23 protein-coding genes and 2 tRNA genes are annotated in these 23934 nt (G+C 61.5%); 11 read left to right on the top strand and 14 right to left on the bottom strand.

Annotated elements, in window-relative coordinates:
* Positions 1-49 precede the first annotated feature (49 nt).
* Both QI450_RS16495 and QI450_RS16490 read left to right on the top strand, forming a co-directional pair.
* A complete protein-coding gene (locus QI450_RS16495) occupies positions 50-304 on the top strand; it encodes a cell division protein CrgA (protein WP_226775547.1) in 255 nt (84 codons plus the stop codon).
* 120 nt (positions 305-424) lie between these two features.
* Positions 425-1030: a DNA-3-methyladenine glycosylase I gene (locus QI450_RS16490; RefSeq protein ID WP_226775548.1), complete on the top strand. Its 606-nt coding sequence runs from the start codon at positions 425-427 to the stop codon at positions 1028-1030.
* Between the two features lie 895 nt (positions 1031-1925).
* Here QI450_RS16490 and QI450_RS16485 read toward each other — a convergent pair.
* Positions 1926-2807, bottom strand: coding sequence for a rhomboid family intramembrane serine protease (locus QI450_RS16485; protein WP_226775549.1), 882 nt, complete (start codon positions 2805-2807; stop codon positions 1926-1928).
* A 9-nt stretch (positions 2808-2816) separates the two neighbouring features.
* Positions 2817-3362 (bottom strand): peptidylprolyl isomerase, encoded by a 546-nt coding sequence (locus QI450_RS16480; RefSeq protein ID WP_226775550.1) that lies wholly within the window; start codon positions 3360-3362, stop codon positions 2817-2819.
* Positions 3363-3518: 156 nt separating this feature from the next.
* On the opposite strand from QI450_RS16480, the gene QI450_RS16475 reads away from it, so the two are divergent.
* Both QI450_RS16475 and QI450_RS16470 read left to right on the top strand, forming a co-directional pair.
* Positions 3519-4553, top strand: coding sequence for a hypothetical protein (locus QI450_RS16475; protein ID WP_226775551.1), 1035 nt, complete (start codon positions 3519-3521; stop codon positions 4551-4553).
* Between the two features lie 153 nt (positions 4554-4706).
* Complete coding sequence (locus QI450_RS16470; RefSeq protein ID WP_226775552.1) at positions 4707-5582, top strand: glycosyltransferase family 2 protein; 876 nt, start codon at positions 4707-4709, stop codon at positions 5580-5582.
* 39 nt (positions 5583-5621) lie between these two features.
* Here QI450_RS16470 and QI450_RS16465 read toward each other — a convergent pair whose 3' ends face one another.
* The 12 genes from QI450_RS16465 to dnaA all read right to left on the bottom strand — a co-directional run bounded on the left by QI450_RS16465 (position 5622) and on the right by dnaA (position 19012).
* Entirely contained in the window at positions 5622-6536 is a 915-nt protein-coding gene (locus QI450_RS16465; RefSeq protein ID WP_226775553.1) for a DMT family transporter, read from the bottom strand.
* 140 nt (positions 6537-6676) lie between these two features.
* A tRNA-Ala gene (locus QI450_RS16460) sits at positions 6677-6752 on the bottom strand.
* A 71-nt stretch (positions 6753-6823) separates the two neighbouring features.
* Positions 6824-6940 (bottom strand): DLW-39 family protein, encoded by a 117-nt coding sequence (locus tag QI450_RS16455; protein WP_226775554.1) that lies wholly within the window; start codon positions 6938-6940, stop codon positions 6824-6826.
* A gap of 68 nt (positions 6941-7008) precedes the next feature.
* Positions 7009-7082 (bottom strand) — tRNA-Ile (locus tag QI450_RS16450).
* Between the two features lie 97 nt (positions 7083-7179).
* Complete coding sequence (locus QI450_RS16445; protein WP_226775555.1) at positions 7180-7875, bottom strand: DUF3566 domain-containing protein; 696 nt, start codon at positions 7873-7875, stop codon at positions 7180-7182.
* Positions 7872-10595, bottom strand: a complete 2724-nt coding sequence (gyrA, locus tag QI450_RS16440) for a DNA gyrase subunit A (protein WP_226775556.1) — start codon at positions 10593-10595, stop codon at positions 7872-7874. Before gyrA ends, QI450_RS16445 begins: the two co-directional genes overlap by 4 nt.
* 59 nt (positions 10596-10654) lie before the next feature.
* Positions 10655-12736, bottom strand: a complete 2082-nt coding sequence (gyrB, locus tag QI450_RS16435; RefSeq protein WP_282468050.1) for a DNA topoisomerase (ATP-hydrolyzing) subunit B — start codon at positions 12734-12736, stop codon at positions 10655-10657.
* Positions 12737-13149: 413 nt separating this feature from the next.
* Positions 13150-13713, bottom strand: coding sequence for a DciA family protein (locus tag QI450_RS16430; RefSeq protein ID WP_226775557.1), 564 nt, complete (start codon positions 13711-13713; stop codon positions 13150-13152).
* Entirely contained in the window at positions 13710-14930 is a 1221-nt protein-coding gene (recF, locus tag QI450_RS16425; protein ID WP_226775558.1) for a DNA replication/repair protein RecF, read from the bottom strand. The genes QI450_RS16430 and recF overlap by 4 nt, the downstream gene beginning before the upstream one ends.
* 25 nt (positions 14931-14955) lie before the next feature.
* A complete protein-coding gene (gnd, locus tag QI450_RS16420; protein WP_226775559.1) occupies positions 14956-15840 on the bottom strand; it encodes a phosphogluconate dehydrogenase (NAD(+)-dependent, decarboxylating) in 885 nt (294 codons plus the stop codon).
* 105 nt (positions 15841-15945) lie between these two features.
* The gene (dnaN, locus tag QI450_RS16415; RefSeq protein ID WP_226775560.1) at positions 15946-17070 is read right to left on the bottom strand and encodes a DNA polymerase III subunit beta; all 1125 of its coding nucleotides are present in this window, start codon (positions 17068-17070) and stop codon (positions 15946-15948) included.
* A 520-nt stretch (positions 17071-17590) separates the two neighbouring features.
* The gene (dnaA, locus tag QI450_RS16410) at positions 17591-19012 is read right to left on the bottom strand and encodes a chromosomal replication initiator protein DnaA (protein ID WP_226775561.1); all 1422 of its coding nucleotides are present in this window, start codon (positions 19010-19012) and stop codon (positions 17591-17593) included.
* A 465-nt stretch (positions 19013-19477) separates the two neighbouring features.
* Here dnaA and rpmH point away from each other — a divergent pair, with 465 nt between their 5' ends.
* The 7 genes from rpmH (at position 19478) to QI450_RS16375 (ending at position 23885) form a co-directional block, all read left to right on the top strand.
* Complete coding sequence (gene rpmH, locus QI450_RS16405) at positions 19478-19615, top strand: 50S ribosomal protein L34 (RefSeq protein WP_003800212.1); 138 nt, start codon at positions 19478-19480, stop codon at positions 19613-19615.
* 41 nt (positions 19616-19656) lie between these two features.
* Positions 19657-20067 (top strand): ribonuclease P protein component, encoded by a 411-nt coding sequence (gene rnpA, locus QI450_RS16400; protein WP_226775562.1) that lies wholly within the window; start codon positions 19657-19659, stop codon positions 20065-20067.
* The gene (gene yidD / locus QI450_RS16395) at positions 20060-20455 is read left to right on the top strand and encodes a membrane protein insertion efficiency factor YidD (RefSeq protein WP_226775563.1); all 396 of its coding nucleotides are present in this window, start codon (positions 20060-20062) and stop codon (positions 20453-20455) included. The genes rnpA and yidD overlap by 8 nt, the downstream gene beginning before the upstream one ends.
* Positions 20456-20471: 16 nt before the next feature.
* Positions 20472-21452: a membrane protein insertase YidC gene (yidC, locus tag QI450_RS16390; RefSeq protein ID WP_226775564.1), complete on the top strand. Its 981-nt coding sequence runs from the start codon at positions 20472-20474 to the stop codon at positions 21450-21452.
* Positions 21452-22063: a R3H domain-containing nucleic acid-binding protein gene (locus QI450_RS16385; protein ID WP_226775565.1), complete on the top strand. Its 612-nt coding sequence runs from the start codon at positions 21452-21454 to the stop codon at positions 22061-22063. Before yidC ends, QI450_RS16385 begins: the two co-directional genes overlap by 1 nt.
* A 17-nt stretch (positions 22064-22080) precedes the next feature.
* Complete coding sequence (rsmG, locus tag QI450_RS16380; protein WP_226775566.1) at positions 22081-22731, top strand: 16S rRNA (guanine(527)-N(7))-methyltransferase RsmG; 651 nt, start codon at positions 22081-22083, stop codon at positions 22729-22731.
* An 86-nt stretch (positions 22732-22817) separates the two neighbouring features.
* Positions 22818-23885 carry a ParA family protein gene (locus QI450_RS16375; RefSeq protein WP_226775567.1) on the top strand — a complete coding sequence of 356 codons (1068 nt, stop codon included), beginning with the start codon at positions 22818-22820 and terminating at the stop codon, positions 23883-23885.
* Positions 23886-23934 lie beyond the last annotated feature (49 nt).

Raw genomic sequence — 23934 nt, 5'->3', positions numbered from 1 at the left:
GGATATCAAGCCGGGGTCCCGCTTTTGTTCCAGCCGCCCAGGAGGACCCGTGCCCGAGTCAAAACGCCGCAAGCGCACAATCGAGGCAACGCCACAGACTTCCGCCGCGCAGGCCAACAAACCCAACCCGGTCTGGTTTAAGCCCGTAATGTTTGGCCTGATGATCCTCGGCCTCCTGTGGATCATCACTTTCTACATCAGCGAAGGCACACTTCCCGTGGCCGCCTGGGGATCAGGGAACATTATGGCTGGTTTCGGAATCGCCATCGCCGGCTTCCTAATGACCACCCGCTGGCGGTCCTAAGCCCGTCGCAACGACCGAAAGACCGGTACACCCCGTGTGCCGGTCTTTTGCGCAATTTGTCCCGGCAGCCCACGGGCCCGTCAGCCTGGAGCGGAGAATAGTGCGAGTGAGGAAACCCGGATGGTACGGGACGTAGCCGGCCCGATCCTCGGGGAGGACGGCCTCGCCAGGCCGCCCTGGGCGGCCGTGGATCCGATGCTGCGCGAGTACTACGACACGGAGTGGGGACTTCCGGTGCGGGACGAACAGGGACTGTTCGAACGCATCAGCCTGGAGGCGTTCCAGGCCGGACTGTCCTGGGCCACGATCCTCCGCAAGCGTCCGGCGTTCCGGGCCGCCTTCGGGAATTTCCGCCCCGAGACGGTAGCGGCCTTCACCGAAGCGGATGTTCAGCGTCTCCTCCTGGACGCCGGAATCGTCCGCAACCGGCTGAAGATCCGGGCAGCGGTCACCAACGCCCAAGCCACTATCGCCCTGCGGGCCGACGGCGGGCTGGTCGACTTCGTGTGGTCCTTCCAACCCGCCTCTACACCCCTGCCGAGAACGCATGCGGACATCCCCACAACGTCGACGGAGTCCATCGCCCTGTCCACAGCATTGCGCAAGCGTGGTTTCGCCTTTGTCGGCCCCACCACCATGTACGCCTTGATGGAAGCCATCGGAATGGTTGATACGCATCTGATGGACAGCCACCGTCGGGGAAGCTCGGGCATCTGGCCGCGCTAAGGACAGCAGGCTGTGAACAAGTATGGTTTAAGTTATCCACAGTGTGGATAACTTCTGGCAGTCTTTGGCTCTCGTCGCCGCCTTCCCCGCGGATGCTGGCCTTTAGGGGCCTCGTCCGGCGAGGGATACGCACACTCTGACAGTCCCGGTAGTTATTAACAGTGTGGATTGCCTGTGGATAAGTATTCGGTCCGGCACGCTCTTCGTCGCAGTGGGACTATTAGCCGGGAAATGACCGGCAAAAGGGCTCAACCGTGCCCCTTCTCACGAGTTATCCACTTAATAACAACCCAGTACCCACAACTTATCCACAGTTGGGGATAAGTTGGCCCGTCGGGTCCCGCTAGAGGCGCTCCAACGCACTGTGGGGCCGATCCTGGCTACCTTACTTGGAGCGACAAGTTATTAACACTGTGCAAAAACTTGTTGAAATCAACGTCGAGACGGCCACCTGACCGGAGTTTGCCATCCGTACCGGGCACCGATCGTCACTTCTTTGGCATCTGCACCGGATCGAACCCAAGCAGGACCCGGGTTGTCCACTTAACCACAGCCCTCCCCACCGCGGTTATCCACAATTGTGGAAATCGCTTGGCGCCGCTTCGCAAGATCCCCCGGTGTGGCCGTCAGATCAATGGTGGGCTGATGAACTACACGTGTGTAAGTTACCAACAGTGTGGATAACCCCTGTGGAGAACTACTGCGGGATACTGTCGCCGGGCCTGCCGGGCCCAGCCAGACAAGGAGTGGCAACACAAAAAACGCGCCCGTCAGGGCGCGTTGGCTAAAACGGCGTTTACGCTCCAAAAAAGGCCGCGGGAAGCCGGGAGTGGAATCCCTGGGAACAGAGTCCGCCGCAGGCAGGGTGGGGGAGGGATCACCGGCCAGCCGGGCTTCAGGCGGTGGCAACCCTGAAAACGGAGATGCCGACAAGCAAGGCCAGTACCAGGACCAGGCCGCCTGCCTGCATTAGTCCCTGGCGCGGTCCGCGCGGGGTGTAGGCAACAACGGCTGCGCACAGGGCACCGGTTACCGCCCCGCCCAGGTGGGCCTGCCAGGCAATCGTCGGTACCAGGAAGCCGATGACACCATTAATCAGGATGAGCACCCAGAGTTGCCTGGTATCGCCGCCGCGGCGGCGTTGGACCACAAGCATGGCGCCAAAAAGTCCAAAAATGGCACCCGAGGCACCCACAACGCCGCTGAGCGGTTGGCCCGGGACGTATCCGGGGGTCAGCACGAGGTAGCCGACCGAGCCGCCGAAGGCGGACAACAAATAGACGGCAAGGAAGCGGATCCGACCCAAAAGGGGCTCGAGCGCCTGACCAAACACCCAGAGCATGTACATGTTCAGCACAATGTGCAGGATGAAGCCCTGGGAATGGAGGAAGGCGGACGTCACCATGCGCCAGGGTTCGAAGACCCCGTACTCCGGGGTGGCATAAACCGTAGCGAACGCGAAGTTCTGGTAGATGTCGTCATTCGGCACCAGCCACTGGAGAACATAGACCAGGACACAGAGGCCGATGAGGGTAAGCGTGGCCACAGGTTTGCCTGTGGTTACCGCGCCGCCATAGACCGTCCGGACATCCGGCGTCGTACGTTTTGTTTCGTTGACGCAATCAACACATTGGAATCCGACGGCGGCCGCCCGCTGGCAGTCGGGGCAGGCGGGGCGCCCGCAACGCTGGCATCGCACGTAGGCGGCCCTATCCGGGTGCCTGGGGCACACCGGGATCTGCGCGGACGGCTCCGCCGCCGGAATTCCGTAGCTCATAAGCCGGGCTTAGAGCTTCACTACATCAATGCTGTTGATGGTGACGTCCTCGACCGGACGGTCGCCCATTCCGGTGCGGACACCTTCAATGGCGTCAACAACCTTCTTGGACTCGTCGTCGGCCACCTCGCCGAAGATGCTGTGTTTGCCCTGCAGCCAGCCGGTGGGGATGGTGGTGATAAAGAACTGCGAACCGTTGGTACCGCGGCCCATCTGGATGCCGGCGTTCGCCATGGCCAGTTTGTAGGGCTCGTTGAACGTCAGCTCCGGGTGGATTTCATCATCGAACTTATAGCCGGGTCCGCCAACACCACGGCCCAGGGGATCGCCCGCCTGGATCATAAAGTCCTTGATGATGCGGTGGAAGATAGTGCCGTCATACAGCGGCGTCCCCGTCTTGTCATCGCCCGATTCCGGGTGCGTCCAGGCCTTCTCGCCGGTCGCCAGGCCGACGAAGTTTTCGACGGTTTTGGGAGCATGGTTGCCGAAGAGATTAACAACGACGTCGCCCAGGCTCGTGTGGATAGTTGCTTTTGCAGTTGCGATGGCAGTCATGGCCCCTATTCTTCCACGAACGACCCCTGCAGGCGGGGCGGGTGCGCCAGTTCCGCGCTGGGTGAAATCCGCCCGGAATCGGCCTGAAGAATAGCCGGTGGGGTCCCGGACACGTAGGCTAACTCCAGAACCGTCACATTTAATCGGGAGGTAGTTGTGAAGAAAACGGATCGAATTGCCCGTGAGCTGGAGCATTCAGTCAGCACCGGGGTCGAGAACGCCAAGGAATGGGCGACCCCAAGGGTTGAAGCGGCAGTCAGCTGGGCCGTTCCGCGCCTGCAGCATGGCTTGGATTCAGCTTCCCCCAAGATCCAGGAGGGGCTCAAGTCGGCGGCACACAATCTCGCCGACGGCGTTGCTACGGTGACCCCGCGCCTCCAGGACGGGCTTGCCAATCTCGCGCCGCGGATCCATGACGCCGTTGAGGGAGCAACCCCCCGCCTGCAGGAGGCGCTGGACAAGGCAACTCCGGTCCTCGCCAACGCCCGCGACCGGGTTGTCGTGGACTATCTGCCGAAACTCTCGGACCAGCTCGGCCAGGCCTCCGACGCCGTACACCGATCACTCCAGAACGCGCCGGCCCATGTCGATGCAGTTGCCCAGCGCCTCGGCGACGCGGGGATCATCCACTCCGTCCAGGAGCAGGCCAAGACCGCAGGGACGCACGTCAAGGTCGCTGCCAAGAAGGCCGGCCAGGCCGTTGGCGTCGAGGTGGCCAAACCGCAGAAACCCAAGCACCGCGGGCTGCTGATCTTCGGCGTCATCGCGGCCGCTGCCGCGGCCGGTGTGGCCGCGTGGAAGGCTTCCAGGCCGGTCGAAGATCCCTGGCAGACGCCTGCACCGGTCACCCCCGCTCCCGTGCCGGCCACTACGGTCAACGACGTCAAGAATTCCGCTAAGGAAGCCGCTGGCCAGGCCGGCGCAGCAACGGTTGACGCTGCAGACGCTGCCGCCGACGCCACATCAGATGCTGCCAAGTCCACTGGCGACGCCGCGGACAAAGCCAAGCACGCTGCCAAGGTCGTCACGGACGCTGCCGAGGACGTCAAGGACACCTCAGCCAAGGTCGCCACGGACCTTGCCGAGGACGTCAAGGACGCCTCCGCCAAGGTCGCCACGGACGCGAAGACCGCAGCCCGAAACATCGCTGCGAGCCGCAACAACGGCACGGACAAGAACACCGGCAGCTAAGCACGCCTAGGGCCGTCACCAGGCGGTCGTTAAGGGAAGGACTCCGCCGCGGGCGGGGTCCTTCCCTTCTTTTCGCACGATGTTTACCAGTTCGTGGCCCGGTATTGCCCGGCGCCGGGCTGGAAAGACCGTGGTGGTGCTAAATTGGGGGGAATGTCACCCGAAAAATCCTCTGAGGATGCCTTAGACGATGCTGTCCAGACGCCCGACGTCTCGATCGTGATTCCGGCCTACAACGAGGAAAGTGTTATCCGGCAGTGCCTGATTGCTGCCGTGTACCAGTCCGTTCCGGCACACGAGATCATTGTGGTCGACAACATGTCAACGGACCGTACGGGTGAGATCGTCCGGCAAATGCAGTTGGAGTACCCGGAAAGCCCCATCATCCTGCTCAGCCAGGACCGGGACCAGGGACTGATCCCGACCCGCAACTTTGGCTTGGACCGCGCCACCGGAGACATCCTGGGCCGGATCGACGCCGACTCCGTTCTCGAACCCGACTGGGTCGAACAGGTGCAGAAGGCTTTCCGGGACAAGGCGGTGCACGCCGCGACCGGACCGGTCGTCTATTACGACATGCCGATGCGTCGTTTTGGCCTGAAAGCAGACGACAAAATGCGACAACTGATGCTCAGGCTGGCCAAGCATCAGTACCACTTCCTCTTTGGGTCAAACATGGCCCTCCGCCGCTCAGCTTGGGAAATAATCCGGAGCGAGACGTGCCGGGATGAGAAGGACGAGATGCACGAGGACATCGATTTGTCCCTGCACCTGGCCGACCATGAACTCCGGATCCAATACTGGCCACAGATGGTCTCGGGGATGTCCGCGCGCCGGCTGGAAGACTCGCCCCGCGACTACCGCTACTACGTGACGCGTTTCGACCGTACGTACAAGGCCCACAACGTCAAGAAGATGGCACTCAAGGCCCCCATGGTCGTTTTCTTCTCCGTCTACTTTCCTGCCAAGCTGCTCCGCGCCATCCACACTGTCAACACCGCCCAGCCTGGCCGCCGCGGCGGCCAGTAACACCCGTCGCTGCGACGCGGGGCCGCTGTCCCGCCGTCGTCAGTCCGTCCCCAGTTCCGCCAGCGGAGCCCCGGCACCCTGCACCGAGCGGGAACCACGCTGGCCCAGGACCACCACGCCGAGACCCACCAGGATCAACGCCAAACCCGCGTAGGTTCCGGCCGGCAAGGTCTCGGACAGAAACGCCGCAGCCAGCAGCGCGGCTCCAGGAATCTCCAGCAGGATGATCATCGAGACCAGCAGCGGACTCATGGTGGCCAGCAGGTGATTGAAGGCGGTGTGGCCGATGAGCTGTGCGCAGACTGTGATGGCCAGGATGCCGAGCCAGCCGGTTGTTTCGAAGCCGGCCAGCGGTTGCTGCGAGAACAGCGCCAGCAGCGCAACGACGGCCGCACACATCCCGTAGCACAGCGTGGTGTAGACGCCCGTCCCCAGGCTCTGGCGCGCCTTGCCGCCGGCCATGGTATAGATTCCCGCCAGGGCGCCGCCTACCACCGCCAGGAGGTCGCCCAGCAGGGCACCCTGGGAAGCTCCCATGTCGAATCCCGTGATGGCAATAACCCCAACAAACGCGAGGCCCAGGCCGGCCAGGACGGGCCAGCGGTGCCGGACGCCGCGGAAGAGCTGGAAGATGGCTATCCAGCCGGACTGCAGGCAGACGAGGGCAGTGGCTGCCGCGACCGAGGTCAACTGCAAAGAGGTAATAAAGCACGCAAAGTGCAGCGCCAGGGCAACTGCAGCCGCCAGTGACCAACGGAACTCGCTGCCGGTGACCCTGCCGAACTGACGCGGGCCCCGGACCAGGACGGGGCCAGCCATCACAACCGACCCGATGGCATTACGCCAAAAGGCGATCGCCAGTGCACTGACCGAGGTGGCCCCCAGCGTCGCTGCTATAAGCGGCCCGGAGGAAGCCACGCCAAGGACGCCCAGGGCGGCTAGGAAGAAGTTCACGGTCTAAGAGTAATGGGCGCGGAAAGGCTGCACTTAACCGTGTGCGTCCGGAGTGAAACGAGGGTCCCAGCGCTGGCCTGCACGTCAGCGGGAATGCAAAAGGCCCCGGTCCGCGTTTCCGCGGGCCGGGGCCTCTCCTATGGTGGAGGCACGGGGACTCGAACCCCGAACCCCCTGCTTGCAAAGCAGGTGCGCTACCAATTGCGCCATGCCCCCATAAGAAGCAACCCGACAATCATACCCCAGTTCGTGGAGCTGTTTTCCAGCTCCTGCGCCTGGGATCTGGGCTAATCAACCGTGTCGGTCGATCTGCTCCAGACTGTTTTCCGGGCCTCGGATTCCTGCACTTTCTTGTAGAGCAGGACGCCTGCGATCGTGGCTATAAAAACCAGCAACTTCTTCACATGCACCCCGTTCCGGTTCAGTGGTAAGTACTACCACCGACCCTCCACTTGAATCTGTACAGATTCCGTGGGCGTACCAGGACTTGAACCTGGGACCTCTTCGTTATCAGCGAAGCGCTCTAACCGCCTGAGCTATACGCCCCGATGCCTCATCGGGCCGAGATACGACTTTACAGCACATCCCGGCCCGATCTCAAATCGAGGCATTTTCCCGCGATTTTTCGGGGAAAACCGCGGGTTTAGTCGTCCGTGAGGGTGACGCCGATGCCGCCTACCAGGGTGGCGGAGATGTTGTACAGCACGGCCGAGAGCATGGACAGCGCCGTCAGCAGCACAACGTTGATGACGGCAATGATGGTAGCGAACGATGCCACTTGCCCCAATGAGGCGACCTTTTTCAACTCGAAGCCGCCGCCTTCGGAGCCGGCCAGCGTGCCGAGGAGGCCATCGACCTGGTCGAAGATTCCGGTCAGGTCCAAGACCGTCCAGAGCACAATGGCTGCCACGACCGTCACGATGCCCAGTGCCACGGAGAGCAGGAATGCCATCTTCAACACGGACCAAGGGTCAACCTTGCTCACCAACAGGCGCGCCCGGCGGACCTTGGCCTTGGGCGCCGGCTTAATCAGTCCGGCTGTGTTTTGTCCCGGACGGTTTTGTCCCGGACGGGTCTGCCCAGGACTGGTCTGCCCCGGGCGGTTCTGCCCCGGGCCCTGTCCGGGGGTGGCCGGGCGCTGCCCGGCAGCAGCGGGTCGTCCCTGTGCGGGACGCTGCCCGGGGGCCTGCGGCCGCTGGGCCGAGCCAGCAGCCGCACCCGAAGCTCCCGGACTTTGCTCGGGACGCGACGGCGCACCTACCCGCGGTGCGGAGGCGGGCTGCCGCACCCCGCCGGGTACGCCGCTGTTCGGCTTGGGATATGAGTCGGAATTACTCACGCGTTACCTCCGGTGTTGTCTTCGTCCAGCTCGGCATTGCCTGATGACTCATCTGACTCCGGGGCCGGTGCTGATTCTTCCGCTGCGGACCCCTCGTGTGATCCGGTATCTTCAGCCAACGTTACGTCATCCGTCGCCGATGCCTGACTTTCGGCAGCATCGACTGCATCTTCGTCTTCGACCACCTCGTCGGTTTCCAGTCCACGCTCGCTGTTGCGTGCCACCTCGATGATGCGGTCGTTCTTGTCGGGTTTGGCGAAGATAACGCCCATGGTGTCGCGCCCCTTGGCCGGCACTCCGGCCACCGAGGAACGGACCACCTTTCCGCCTTCCATAACCACCAGGACCTCATCTTCGGCCTGGACAATCAGGGCGCCCACCAGATGGCCGCGCTCTTCCTGGTACTTGCCCACCTTGATGCCGAGGCCGCCACGGCCCTGGAGGCGGTATTCCTCCACGGCGGTGCGCTTGGCGTAGCCGCCCTCCGTGACGACAAAGACGAAGGAGCCCTCCGTAACCACGTCGGCGGCCAGAAGTTCGTCGTCCTCGCGGAATTTCATGCCGGTAACGCCGGACGTTGCCCGCCCCATCGGGCGCAGGGCTTCATCGGTGGCGGTGAAACGAATCGACTGGCCCATGCGGGAAACCAGCATCAGGTCATCCGTTTCGGAAACCAGCTGTGCCGAGACCAGTTCATCTTCATCGCGAAGGTTGATTGCGATGACGCCTGCGGAGCGGTTGGTGTCATAGTCCTCGAGGCGGGTCTTTTTCACCAGGCCACGCTTGGTGGCGAGGACCAGATACGGCGATTGCTGGTAGTCCCGCAGGTCCAGCACCTGGGCAATGTGTTCGTCCGGCTGGAACGCGAGCAGGTTGGCCACGTGCTGGCCCTTGGCGTCGCGCCCGGCTTCCACGAGCTCGTACGCCTTCGCCCGGTATACCCGGCCAAGGTTCGTGAAGAACAGCAGCCAGTGGTGGGTGGTGGTGACGAAGAAGTGTTCGACGACGTCGTCGCCACGCAGCTGTGCGCCCTTGATGCCCTTGCCGCCGCGCTGCTGCGAGCGGTAGTTGTCGCTGCGGGTGCGCTTGACGTAGCCGCCGCGGGTGATCGTGACGACCATTTCCTCTTCGGGGATCAGGTCCTCCATCGACATGTCCCCGTCGAAGCCCAGCAGGACCTTGGTACGCCGGTCATCGCCGTGTTTGGCTACGATTTCGGCCAACTCGGTGCTGATGATTCCACGCTGGCGTTCTTCCGAGGCCAGGATCGAGTTGAACTCGGTGATCATGGCTTGGAGTTCTGCGTGGCGGTCCTGGATCTTCTGCCGTTCCAGGGCCGCCAGCCGGCGCAGCTGCATGTCGAGGATGGCCCGGGCCTGGAGTTCGTCAATGTCCAAGAGTTGCATCAGACCATCGCGGGCCGCTTCGGTCGTGTTCGAGGCCCGGATCAGTGCAATGACTTCGTCGAGTGCATCGAGCGCCTTCAACAGGGCACGCAGGATGTGCGCTTCCTCCTCGGCCTTGCGGAGCCGGTACCGGGTCCGGCGGGCGATGACGTCGAGCTGGTGGGTCACCCAGTGCCGGATAAAGGCATCCAGGCTCAGGGTGCGGGGCACACCATCAACGATCGCCAGCATGTTTGCGGCGAAATTGTCCTGCAGCTGGGTGTGCTTGTAGAGGTTGTTCAACACCACCTTGGCAACTGCGTCGCGTTTGAGCACAATCACGAGCCGCTGTCCGGTGCGTCCCGAGGTCTCATCCCTCAGGTCGGCAATACCCGAGATTTTGCCGTCTTTAACGAGCTCGGCAATCTTGATCGCCAGGTTGTCCGGGTTGGCCTGATAGGGCAGCTCGGTGACCACAAGGCAGGTACGGCCCTGGAGTTCCTCGACGTTGACAACGGCCCGCATCGTAATCGAGCCGCGGCCCGTACGGTAGGCATCCTCAATCCCCCGGTGGCCCAGGATGGTGGCCCCGGTCGGGAAGTCGGGCCCCTTGATGCGTGTGATCAGCTCTTCGAGCAGTTCCTCCCGGCTGGCGGTCGGGTTGGCCAGATACCACTGCACCCCGTCGGCAACCTCACGGAGGTTGTGCGGCGGAATGTTGGTTGCCATACCAACGGCAATGCCCGAGGATCCGTTGACCAAAAGGTTCGGGAACCGCGCCGGCAGGATGGTGGGTTCCTGGTTTTTACCGTCGTAGTTGTCCTGGAAATCGACAGTTTCCTCGTCGATGTCGCGGACCATTTCCATGGCCAGCTGCGCCATCTTCGTTTCGGTGTATCGGGGTGCCGCCGCGCCGTCATTGCCGGGAGAGCCGAAGTTACCCTGGCCCAGCGCCAGCGGGTAGCGCATCGTCCAGTCCTGGATCAGGCGCACCAGGGCATCGTAGATGGCGGTGTCGCCGTGCGGGTGGTACTGGCCCATAACTTCGCCGACCACACGGGCGCACTTATTGAAGGAGCGCTCCGGTCGGTAGCCGCCGTCGAACATGGCGTAGAGCACGCGGCGGTGGACCGGCTTGAGGCCGTCGCGGACGTCCGGGAGGGCACGCCCCACAATCACGGCCATCGCGTAGTCAAGGTAGGATCGCTGCATTTCGGTCTGCAGGTCAACCTGTTCAACACGGTCGGTCAGCACGTCGGTACCAAGGACGGTGCCCTCAATAACGGGCTCAGCGTCGGCCGCGCCGGCCGGAACTTCTGGTGTTTCGTCACTCATAGTCTATATTTTCCGTTTCAGGTATATATCGGTCCAGGGATATGTAGGGCTTGAGTACCCTAGATGTCCAGGAACCGAACGTCCTTGGCGTTCTGCTGAATGAAGTTTCGACGGGATTCAACGTCCTCACCCATCAGGGTGGAGAAAGTTTGGTCCGCGGCCAGGGCATCGTCCATCGTGACCTGCAACAGTGTGCGGTGATCGGGGTCCATGGTGGTGTCCCACAGTTCCGTATAGTCCATTTCACCCAAGCCCTTGTAGCGCTGGATGCCGTTGTCCTTGGGAATGCGGCGGCCGGCCGCCTGGCCGGACAGCAGGCGCGCATCGCGCTCCCGGTCGCTATAGACGTAGTCGTGCGGAGCGTTGGACCACTTGATCCGGTACAGCGGAGGCTGCGCCAGATAGACGTAGCCGTTTTCTATCAGCGGGCGCATGTAGCGGAACAACAAGGTCATCAGCAAGGTGGTGATGTGCTGGCCGTCGACGTCGGCATCCGCCATCAGGACAATCTTGTGGTACCGGAGTTTGCTCAGGTCGAAGTCTTCGCCAATCCCCGTACCGAAGGCGGTAATCATGGACTGGACCTCGGCGTTGCCCAGTGCCTTGTCCAGCCGAGCCCGTTCAACGTTGAGGATTTTTCCACGCAGCGGGAGGATGGCCTGGGTTTCCGGGTTGCGTCCGCGCTTGGCGGAACCACCGGCGGAGTCGCCCTCGACGATGTAGACCTCACACTTTTCCGGATTCTTGGAAGAGCAGTCCGAGAGCTTGCCAGGCATCCCGAAAGATTCCAGCGGGCTCTTCCGGCGGGCGTTGTCGCGGGCCTTGCGGGCTGCCATCCGGGCCTGGGCCGCGGAGATGGCCTTGCGGATAACGTCGCGGGCCGGGCCGGGATTCCTTTCCAGCCAGTCGCCAAGGCCGTCTGTGACGACTCGCTGGACGAATCCCTTCACCTCGGAGTTGCCGAGCTTGGTCTTGGTTTGGCCTTCAAACTGGGGCTCGGCCAGCTTGACCGAAATGACTGCCGTCAGTCCTTCACGAATGTCGTCGCCGGTAAGGTTGTCATCCTTTTCCTTGATGATGCTCTTTTCCCGCGCATAGCGGTTGATGAGCGAGGTCATCGCAGCGCGGAATCCCTCTTCGTGGGTGCCACCCTCGTGGGTATTAATGGTGTTGGCATAGGTGTGGACACTCTCGGAGTACGCGTTGGTCCACTGCATCGCCATTTCCAGCGCAATGTGACGTTCGGTATCCTCGGTTTCAAAGGCGATGACATCCTCATGGACGACGTCGACCTTTTTGCCGGAGTTCAGGTGCTTGACGTAGTCCAGCAACCCGTCATCGTATTGGTACACAACGGTGTGGAACTCCGCCGGGACTTCACCGTCGACTGCAACGGCGTCGAGATCGAGGTCAGCGTCCTCGGTCGGCTCCTCGGCAGCGCGCCTCTCATCGGTCAGCGTGATCCGCAGTCCCTTGTTCAGGAACGCCATCTGCTGGAAGCGGGCGCGCAGTGTTTCGAAATCGAACTCCGTCGATTCAAAAATACCGGCATCCGGGTAGAACGTCTGGGTGGTGCCGGTCTCGCTGGCTTCCTCGCCCTGGACAAGTCCGCCCTGGGGTTTGCCGCCGTCCGCGAAGGACATCCGCCAAACATGGCCCTGGCGGCGGACCTCGGTATCGACCCGGCTGGAGAGCGCGTTGACGACTGAGATGCCCACCCCGTGCAGGCCGCCGGAGACGGCGTAACCTCCGCCGCCGAACTTGCCGCCAGCGTGCAGGATGGTCATCACGACCTCCACCGTGGGCTTGTGCTCCGTTGGGTGCATGTCCACCGGGATGCCGCGGCCGTTGTCAACCACCTTGACCCCGCCGTCGGCCTGCAGCACAATTTCAATGTGGGTGCAGTACCCGGCCAGGGCCTCATCGACGGAGTTATCCACGACTTCATAGACCAGGTGGTGCAATCCGCGCGGTCCGGTGGAACCGATGTACATGCCGGGACGTTTCCGGACGGCCTCCAGGCCTTCGAGCACCGTAATGTCGCTGGCGCCGTAGCCGTGGGCAATTGCGGCTTCCGGCGGGGTATCCGCCGCTACCACTGCTGGTTCCACTGCCGGGATCTCTGCATTGTCGTTAGCCACAGGCGCTTTCGACTCCTCTTTTTTCGTTAAAGGCCAGCCGTCGCCCCTTCCCGGAGGAAACAGCTTCTGCCAACGGGCACGGCACTGATGACACCGGTTGTCCTGCCGACTCGAGGATCCGTTAACCGCACGCGAAAATTGCGTCGGAAACGGACTCAGTCAACGTTTCACCGGCGCCCAGTTATCTCCCCCGATTCTACCGTGTTATAGGGGTGAATCCCGCATTCCATCGCGCCAAACGGGAAGGAAAGTGCCGCTGGGAGGCCACAGACTCCACCTGCAAGGCTCCGGGAGTACCGGATGCGGGTGACTATACGACTCCGGTACGTCTGAGCGCCCTACACGCCGTTTGCGGAATTTTCAAGAGTTTTTGCAAGGAGTGCTTCAGACCTGTCGTACCAGCAGGCTGAACGCTATCCGTAGGTATCCCGCGGTCCGCGCCCGTTGACCGTCCGGCCACCCTTGCGCCAGCTCGGCGCCGCAGGTCCGAGGACCTGGATCTTGGTCACCACACCTTCACCAAGTTCGGTGCGGAATTTCTCCAGCAGGCTGATGCTGAGCAGGCGCAATTGCGTTGCCCAGGCGGTGGAATCGCAACGGACATGCAAAGTGGTATCGGTGAAACTCTCCGGCGTGCAGTGCGCGGATATTTCCGGTCCCACAAGCGTTGACCATTCGGCCATCACCGATCCCACGGCCACAGGAGAGCTCCAACCACGCTCGGCAACAAGGCGGCCCACCACTTTGCCCAGCCCCATCGGGTCCCTGCCGGTACCGTGGAATTGTCCGAAGCCACGGGTGCTGCTGGAGCTGCGGCCAGGCTTTTGCGGAGCCGTTCCGAGGCGTGGTGGGGCTTTGCGCCGTATTTCGCCACGGGCCGCGGCTGCCTCACGCATTCTGTTTAATGCCGACTGCGCGGCATCGATATCGTCCGGATCACGTCCCGGCTGCAGCCCGCCGTCGGTATCCTTATTCATCGATCTTCCCGCACATCGATTCCTCCCGGGACTACCCTCACCCGCCGTCCGGCCAGTTCCGTGGGGATATCGTCCTCGACGGCGGCGGTCACGAGCACCTGCTCGGCACCGGATACTATCGCGGCCAGTTTACGCCGGCGCTGGACATCAAGCTCCGCGAACACATCGTCCAGAATCAGGATGGGAGCTGATCCGCCCGTGCGGGCATCATCGAGCATGACATAGTACGAAGCCAGGCGGAGGGACAGACACATGGACCACGTTTCACCATGCGAGGCATAGCCTTTGGCGGGGACGGAACCGAGCACCAGTTCGAGTTCGTCACGGTGCGGGCCAACCAGGGAGATCCCGCGTTCCAATTCCCTGCGCCGAGACGAGGCGAAAGCCTGGACGTAGCGTTCGGTTAGCTGTTCAATCGAGAGAAGCCGCAAATCCCCGGGTCCCGGAACTTGCCCGCTGGCACCCGGAACGGCCACCAAGGCTTCGGCCGGCACAGCGCCGTCATCGTCCACAACACCCTGCAGGGTGGAACGGTAGATCGCGCCTGCTTCCTTGGACCCGTCGGTGAGCTGGGCATAGGCGCTTTTGAGATGCGGCCCAAGCCTTTCCACCAATTCGAGTCGTGCATGCAGCAACTCCGCTCCCGCCCGGGCCATGTGCTGATCCCAGACATCCAGGGTGGATTCGTGTCCCGGACTGAATTTTCCTGACCGGGCGGACTTCAACAGCGCGTTGCGCTGTTTCAGCACCCGGTCATAGTCGCTGCGGGTGGCAGCATGCCTCGGGATGAGACTGACCAGGAGCTCATCGAGGAAACGGCGCCGGCTGGACGGGTCACCCTTGACCAGGGCAAGATCCTCCGGTGCAAACAAAACGGTCTGGCAAATACCCAAGATGTCCCGGGCCCGGACCGGGTTGCTGCGGTTGATCCGCGCGCGGTTGGCGCGCGCGGCGTTGATTTCGAGTTCGAGCACCGTGGACTGCTCGCCGCGGACCAGCTTGGCACGAATCATCGCCCGATCGGTTCCAAACCGCAGCAGCGGCGCATCGGAACTGACCCGGTGCGAACTGAGTGAGGCCAAATAGCCGATGGCTTCCATCAGGTTGGTTTTGCCGATGCCGTTTGACCCTACCAACACGGTGACACCCGGCTCCAGGCTCAGCTCTACCTGGGCATAGCTGCGGAAGTCCGTGAGCGAAAGTTGTTCTAGGTACACGCCGGGTCAGGATTTCGGGGCAGGACTATTTTGCCGGACGGGTTGCGTGGCCGCCGAATTGATGCCGCAGTGCGGAAACCATCTTCATGGCGGGTGAGTTGTCCTCGCGCGATGAAAAGCGGGCAAAGAGGGCTGCCGTGATGGCTGGGGCCGGCACGGCGTTGGCGATCGCTTCCTCCACGGTCCAACGCCCCTCGCCGGAATCTTCAACATAGTCATCGATCGATTCCAGGCCGGGATCCTCATCGAGAGCCTTCACCATCAGGTCCAGCAGCCACGAGCGGACCACAGTCCCCTTCTGCCAGGCGCGGAAAGTACCGGGAAGATCGGTCACAATGTCCTTAGCGGCGAGGAGTTCATACCCCTCGGCATAAGCCTGCATCAGGCCGTATTCGACGCCGTTGTGAACCATCTTGGCGTAGTGGCCGGCTCCAACCCCGCCGACGTGAACGAAGCTGTCGGCCCGTTCGCCCTCGGGACGAAGTGCGTCGAAGACGGGCATGGCGCGCTCAATATCCACCACATCCCCGCCGGCCATCAATCCGTAACCGTTCTGCAGGCCCCATACGCCGCCGGACACACCGCAGTCGGCAAATTGGATGCCCACTTCGGCCAGTGCGGCGCCGTGTTTCTGGTCCTCGGTGAAGCGGGAATTGCCGCCGTCGATGACCAGGTCACCGGCGTCGAGTTTAGTGCCAAGTTCGGTAATGACGGCGTCGGTGATCCCGCCGGAGGGAACCATCACCCAGATCACGCGCGGCGCCGGGACGGCGGCGATCAGGTCATCCACGCTGGCGACGTCGGTGACCGCAGGGTTGCGGTCGAAACCGGTAACGTCAATTGCACCCGCGCGCAGCCGTTCGCGCATGTTGAAACCCATTTTTCCAAGGCCGATCAGTCCAATGTGCACTTAGATGAACTCTTTTCTGCGCTGGGGTGTTTCGGGTAATGGCGTCTACCCAACTGACTGGCAGCTGAGGCCGTTTTGATCCCTCAAAACGGCCTCAACTGCGGGTTAGTTGGGCAACCGCACCGGCATAACCAGGTAACGGTAGTCGCCCTGGTCTTCTCCGTCGGCATCGTTTTGGGCCGTAATCATGGCCGGCTTGGGCGCACTGGTGAAGGAGAACCGGACAAACTTGGTCTCGATGACGCTCAGGCCCTCAATCAGGTAATGCGGGTTGAACGCGACGGTGATGTCTTCGCCCGTGAGCTGGGCCTCGAGCTCTTCTGATGCCTGTGCATCTTCGCCGGTGCCGGCATCGAGGTGCAGCTGGCCTTGGGTGAACGCGAGCCGGACCGGAGTGTTCCGTTCCGCAACGAGCGAGACACGACGGACGGCCTCGACGAGTTCCGAGGTCTGCACGGTGGCATGGATCGGCGTGGACTCGGGAAAAAGTGATCGAATCTTGGGGTAGTCGCCGTCAACGAGGAGGGACGTGGTGGTGCGGCCGCCGCTTTCAAAGCCAATGAGCCGACTGTCGTCATCAGCGAGGGCGAGGTGGATGTCACCGCTGCCGCCGAGAGTCTTGGCAACTTCATTGAGGGTCTTGGCCTTGACGAGTGCGCTTGTGGAGATGCCCGGAGTGACCGGTTTCCACGGAACCTCGCGCATGGCCAGACGGTAACGGTCGGTGGCCAGCAAGGTGATCAGGTCGTCCTCGATTTCCATCCGGACGCCGGTGAGGATGGGCAGGGTGTCATCTTTGCTCGCTGCGATGATCACCTGGGAGACAGCCTGGGCGAAGGCGTCGCCGGGTACTGTGCCGCTGATTGCGGGCAGAGCAGGCAGCGGAGGGTATTCGGCCTCGGGCATGGTGGCGAGATGGAAGCTGCTGCGCCGGCAGGTCAATGTGACTTTGTTGCCGTCGGTCTCAACGTCGACCGGCGCCGAAGGGAGGCTGCGGCATATCTCGGCGAGCAGCCGTCCCGATACCAGAATCGTGCCCTCGGTGGTGATGTCAGCAGCGATCTCGAGCCTTGCCGAGGTCTCGTAGTCAAAGCTCGAGAGGCTCACCGTACCGGCTTCAGCCTTCAGTAGCAGACCGGAAAGGACGGGTACTGGCGGCCGCGGAGACAACGACCGGGCGGTCCAGGTCACGGCTTCTGCCAGGACGTCCCGTTCGACTCTGAACTTCACGGAAGGGTGCCGCCTTTCATTGCTGCTGTCATCACTGATGGCCGGGCCACCGGCCCGGCAAGGAATCACAAAAGATGTCCAGGACGGACATACTGCAGACAGCTTAGCCGCATGAAGTGTGATTCTCCCATCTCCGAGTTGGAACCGGGCAGATTGTCCGGGCGGCTCCGGTGCCCGGGTTCTGCCGACGGCCGGCTCGTTCCTGGCCGTGTTCCTGGGTGGGACGGAGATTGTTATTTGAGGGAATTTCATTATTGAGGGATTAGTAGTGTTAATAACTGCTGTGGATACTGTGGATAACCCCGTTTGACGGTGCGTTCCCGCGGTTAACGCCTGTTCATGGACTGTGGGCGGAGTAGGTTTTAAACAGGGTGTGGATGGGGATAACGTTTTCGCCGCTGCCCGTGATCCACAGGCGCCTTAAGGGTTTTAAGCCCATTAACCGCAGTTGTCCCCTTAACTATCCACAGGGTTGTCCACAGGCGTCTGTTAATAAGGTAAGAGTGCTTGGCGCGACTGCCTAGGAATTACGCTGCTGCTGCTTGATCCTGTTGGTCAGTTCGGTGACCTGGTTGTAGATCACTCGGCGCTCCGCCATCAACTCACGGATCTTGCGGTCTGCATGGATGACCGTGGTGTGGTCGCGGCCGCCGAGTTCCTGCCCGATCTTGGGAAGGGACATATCCGTGAGTTCACGGCACAAATACATGGCGATCTGCCGGGCGGTGACCAGGGTCCTGGTCCGCGACTTACTGCAGAGCTCCTCCATGCTGAGCTTGAAGTAGTCGGCGGTCTGGGTGAGGATCTGCGCGGAGGTGATTTCCTGGGCCCCGTCATCGGTGATGAGGTCCTTGAGCACCATCTCTGCCAAGGCAACGTCCACCGGTTGGCGGTTGAGGCTGGCGAAGGCCGTGACCCGGATCAGTGCCCCCTCCAGTTCGCGGATGTTGCTGGAGATCTTCGACGCGATGTATTCCAGGGCGTCGTCCGGTGCCGAGAGGCCCTCGCTGAGGGCCTTCTTGCGCAGGATTGCGATCCGGGTCTCGAGTTCCGGCGGCTGGATGTCGGTCAGCAGGCCCCATTCGAAGCGGGACTTCATCCGGTCCTCGAAGCCAGCGAGCAGTTTGGGTGGTTGGTCGGAGGTGATGACCACCTGCTTGTTGTTGTTGTGCAGGGCGTTGAAGGTGTGGAAGAACTCCTCCAGCGTCCGGTCCTTGCCGGCCAGGAACTGGATGTCATCGATCAGGAGGACATCCACGTTGCGGTACGTCGTTTTGAAGCTGGTGCCTTCATCGTCGCGGATGGAGTTGATGAAGTCGTTGGTGAATTCCTCGGAGTTCACGTAGCGGACCCGGATTCCGCTGTACAGCCTGCGGGCATAGTGGCCGATCGCATGGAGCAGATGAGTCTTGCCCAGACCGGAATCGCCATAGATGAAGAGCGGGTTGTAGGCCTTGGCCGGCGCTTCAGCGACGGCCACCGCCGCAGCATGGGCGAAACGGTTGGAGGAACCAATCACAAAGGTGTCGAAGACATACTTCGGATTGAGGCGGCCAAATTCATGCGACGTGCTCGGCAGCATGGGTTGTGGTTTTAGTTCGACGGAAGGATCGGCCACGAGAGACAATTCGACGGCGGGTTCGGGTTCCGGGTGCAGCGGGACCAGATCGGTGTCGACGTCGATTGCACAACGGATTTCGTCGGAGAAGACGCTCCGGAGGGCGTCGTCGAGGGCTTCCTTCACCTGTGTCTGGAGTACCTCACGGGTGAGTTCATTGGGGACCGCCACCAGCAGGGTTGAACCGATGAGCCCCTGGGCTTGGGCGAGGATGACGAAGCCGCGCTGCCGGGGTGATACCCGGTGATCGTTCTCCAGCAGGCTTACTACCCGCCGCCAGGAACTTCCGACAGTGTTGGCTTGGTTGGCTTCGTCTACTGTCATCAATCAGTTCCTCAAACTTGCTTGCCTAAATTGCCGGCAGCCACATGGCCCGAACCAGTGCGCTGGCCCCGGCTTAATCCACAGGGTTATGCACAGTCCGTGGATAATCGGCTACTGGGACACTCTAGGGGATCAAATGGGCAGAAGATAGCTGGGTTCTGTCCTGTGGATAATCACACTGCTGTAGTTCGAATTGGGACCCTTTGGCACTCGTCATCCACAGGCCGGGAAGGGAGTTAGCCACAGCTGGGGAAACTCTGCGGCGCGACGCCCGGTTTGACTCTGGAGGGCGGCAAGCCCTAACGTTGTGAAGTCCCATGTGTACGCTTTAAGCCTCATTTGAATCTTTCCCGGCGCCCCGCGCGTCTTGCGAGTTGAGGTAAGCGGCACATACAAAACTTAGCGTCGACCAGTTCTTCCCCTTGATCGGGTGGGCGCACCTTTGATCCCACTGGAGTAACTAACGTGAGCAAGCGGACTTTTCAGCCGAATAACCGCCGTCGAGCCAAGAAGCACGGCTTCCGCCTTCGTATGCGTACCCGTGCCGGCCGTGCCATCCTGGCAGCCCGTCGTGGCAAGGGTCGCACCGAGCTGTCGGCCTAAATAACTGACTCGTCGGTCCACATCCCTGTGCGAGTTTAACGGTGCTGGCCACCCGCAACCGTCTGAGGACATCAACCGATTTTTCAACAACTGTACGTTCCGGTGTCCGCAATGGACGCCGGAACGTAGTGTTATATACGGCAGCCTTGGCTGCCGGTGAACCAAGCCGGATCGGATTCATCGTTTCCAAGAGTGTCGGGAACGCTGTTGCCAGGAACCTCGTTAAGAGGAGACTGAGAGAAGTCGGCGCCTTGTCCTTGCAGAAATACGGCAGCGGGTTCGCGATCGTGGTTCGGGCCTTGCCCGCCGCGGCGGGAGCCAGTTGGGACCAACTGCGATCGGACTATGACGCCGCACTGGAAAACAACATGAAACGGCTGGGCAGCCGCCTTCCTAAGGCTGCTTCGTCAGTTTCTTACGAGACAACACAGGAAGGGACCTCGCGTGCGTAACTTAACTGCCGCCGTCGTCCCTCCTGCAAAGTTCGCAGCGGAATGGTTGGGCCGGGCAGTCTGGAATGCGCCCCGCAATATCCTCATCCTGCTGCTCCTGGCATACCGCAAGGTGATTTCGCCGCTGTACGGCCAGGTCTGCCGTTTCTTCCCGAGCTGCTCGGCCTATGCCCTTGAAGCGGTCACCGTGCACGGCGCGGTTAAGGGAAGCTGGCTGGCGGCCAAGCGCCTGGTGCGCTGCCACCCCTGGAATGCCGGTGGTGTGGACCATGTCCCCGCCGGTAAATGCGAATGGCCCGCAGACCACACCCCCACAATTGTTGTGATGAACAATCCGGACAAGTATCTGGCTGCTCGGACTGATGGAGAAGGCCGCTCTGCGGCCTGACGAATAGGGATATCGTATGGATTTCTTTGGAACAATCATGTTTCCTTTCAAGTGGCTTGTGTCCGCCATTATGTTGGTCTTCCACGATGGCCTGAGCGTCATCGGGTTGCCTGCCGCCAATGGCTGGACGTGGACCCTATCCATCATCGGGCTGGTGCTGGTGATCCGCGCGGCGCTTATTCCCGTATTCGTCAAACAGATCAAGGCCCAGCGCGGGATGCAGCTCCTGCAGCCGGACCTGAAGAAGCTGCAGGACAAGTACAAGGGCAAAACTGATCAGCTGTCCCGCCAGGCCATGGCCCAGGAACAGATGGCCATGTACAAGAAGCACGGCACCAACCCATTCTCGGCGTGCCTTCCCATGCTGATCCAGATGCCGTTCTTCTTTGCGCTCTTCCAGGTCCTTTCCGGGATTACGTCGGCGGCGACCAGCGGTGTCGGCATCGGCGCGATGAGTCACGAACAGGTCCTGCAGTTCGATGAGTCGAGCATTTTTGGTGCCCCGCTCTCTGCCACCCTGCTGCACGGTACGCCGGCCGGCGGCAACGTCGTTGCGGTGTGGATTCTCTCGATTGTGATGATTCTGGCGATGACGGCCTCACAGTTCATCACCCAGAAGCAGATCATGGCGAAGAATATGTCCGAGGAAGCCATGGCGAGTCCGTTTATGCGCCAGCAGAAGATGATGCTGTACATCCTGCCGCTGGTCTTCGGCGTCGGCGGGATCAACTTCCCCATCGGTGTCCTGATCTACTGGACCACCACAAACCTGTGGACCATGGGTCAGCAGTTCTTTGTTATTCGCCGTATGCCGACGCCGGGATCCCCCGCCGCCAAGGCGCTGGCTGAGCGTCGTGCTGCCAAGGGCCTGCCTGCCTTGCCGTTGACTAGTGCCAAGAAGGCCGAGGCCGAATCCGCGGAGGCTGCGGCCGCTGCGGCCCTGGCGGCTAAGAGCCAGCGTGTCCAGCCACAACGCAAGAACAGGAAGAGGAAGTAATGTCCGCCGAGAGCACCGAACACGCTATTTCCGCTGAAGCCATTGATGAGCAGGGCGAGGCCCTGAGCGGAACCCACGATGCTGACCGGACCACTGATGAAGGTACCGAAGAATCGGCAGCTGACGAGGGCAAGGGTTCATCCGCCGGTCGGCTGGAAGAAGAAGGCGACGTGGCCGCGGACTACCTCGAGGAACTTCTGGACATCGCCGACATTGACGGCGATATTGACATCGAAGTGCGTAATGGTCGCACGTACATTTCAATCGTTACCGAGGAAGAATCAGCCGGTCTGGAAAATCTGGTTGGTGCGGACGGGGAGGTACTCGAAGCCCTTCAGGAACTGACCCGGCTGGCGGTGTTGTCCGCGACCGAAAACCGCTCGCGGTTGGTTCTGGATATCAACGGCTACCGTTCCGAGCGTTCCGGCGAACTGCAAAAGATTGCAGACGCCGCCGTTGCCTCCGTTAAGGAGTCCGGTAAAGCCGTTGCTCTTGCTCCGATGAGCGCCTATGAGCGCAAAATTGTGCACGACGCCGTTGCCGATCTGGGACTCGTCAGCGAGTCTGAAGGCGAAGGCGCCGAACGTCACATCGTCGTTTCTGCAGACTGATGCCGGCGGATACCTTGATGGTTGAGATAACCGACGCTGAATTGCAGGCAGCACAGACGATCTTTGGGGACCGCCTGAACCTGGCAAAGCGGTATGTGGAGCATCTGGCCACCTCGGGCACGGAACGGGGCCTCATCGGTCCCCGCGAAGTTCCCCGGTTGTGGAGCCGGCACGTGCTGAACTGTGCCGTAATTGAGAGTCAGATTGCCGAGGGAAGCCACGTGGCGGATGTCGGCAGCGGGGCCGGATTGCCTGGCCTGTGTCTGGCCATTGCCCGCCCGGACCTTGAACTGACCCTGATTGAGCCCCTCGAACGCCGCGTGGTTTGGCTTCAGGAGGTCGTTGATGACCTGGGCCTTATTAATGTAACGGTGATGCGCAGCCGGGCAGAGCTGGCGGTTGGGATGGTGAAGGCCGACGTCGTGACGGCCCGGGCCGTCACAGCACTCTCGAACCTTGCCGGCCTCACAATTCCGCTGTTGGCGGGCAAAGGTGAAGTTATCGCGATCAAGGGACGAAGCGCCGGCGAGGAAGTCGAAAAGGCAGCCAAGGTGATCCGCAAGCTTGGTGGCACGCAGACCACTGTTTTGCTTGTGGGTGAAGGACTCCTCGAAGAACCCACAACGGTTGTCCGTATCGTTGTGAATAAGCCTCAAAAGAAAGCCTAGCGTCCGCCCGGTGCCCTCTGTCCCCTTGGGTAAGAGGTTAGGCTAGTAACCGGCAGCAAGAGCCGAACGAGAGTGAGTGTGTCACAGTGACCAGTAGCGAAGCCTCCACACAGCGGATTCCCCCGTTTGTGTCCCTGGGGTCCGCACGGGCCACGGTTGTGCCCCCCGTCGTTCATCGGAAAACTGGTAATCGTCCGGTATCGGTTGCAAAGGCCAGCGGTATGGCTGGTGTTTCACGTGAAACCTCGGTAGTTGCCAATGGAAATGTGCTTGATTCCCTTGACGACTCCAGTCCGATTGCCCGGGAACTCGCCCATGAGAACAAACGGCGTGAACGTCTTCTTGGCCGTGAACTCCCGAAGCCCGCGAAGACCAGAATTTTTACCGTCTCCAATCAGAAGGGCGGAGTGGGCAAGACGACCACAACGGTCAATATTGCTGCCGCCCTGGCCGCCGCTGGCTTGAACGTCCTGGTTATCGACATCGATCCCCAGGGGAATGCGTCGACAGCGTTGGGAATTGAACACCACGCCGAAGTCGACAGCATTTACGACGTGCTCATCAATGACTTTCCCTTGCGGGACGTTGTAGCTCCCTGCCCCGACATTGCCAAGCTGATCTGTGCGCCAGCCACCATCCACCTCGCCGGGGCGGAGATCGAGCTGGTCAGCCTCGTTGCCCGCGAGCAGCGGCTCCGGCGGGCGATTGATGTGTATGCCCAGGAACGCGCCAAGAATGGTGAGGAACGCCTGGATTACATCTTCATCGATTGTCCCCCAAGCCTAGGCTTGCTGACAGTCAACGCGTTTTGTGCTGCCAATGAGGTTTTGATTCCGATTCAATGCGAGTACTACGCACTGGAGGGACTCAGCCAGCTGCTGAAAAACATCGAAATGATCCAGAAGCACCTAAATGCGGATCTGGTCGTCTCTACGATTCTTCTGACGATGTACGACGGCCGCACCAATCTCGCTGCCCAAGTGGCTGCAGAGGTTCGCGAACACTTCCCGGAACAGGTACTCGGGGCTGTGGTGCCGCGATCGGTACGGATTTCTGAAGCCCCCAGCTACCAGCAGACCGTGATGACGTACGATCCCTCGTCCAGCGGGGCGCTGTCCTATCTTGAAGCCGCAGCCGAAATCGCACAACGTTAGTATCTTTTCGAGAATTGCACTAGCTAGAGTCCGGTGCTGACCGACTCTT

The sequence above is a fragment of the Arthrobacter sp. EM1 genome (assembly GCF_029964055.1).
Classification (GTDB): Bacteria; Actinomycetota; Actinomycetes; order Actinomycetales; family Micrococcaceae; genus Arthrobacter.
The sequence above is the reverse complement of the archived record's forward strand: the minus strand, read 5'-3'. Positions and strand labels throughout refer to the sequence as shown.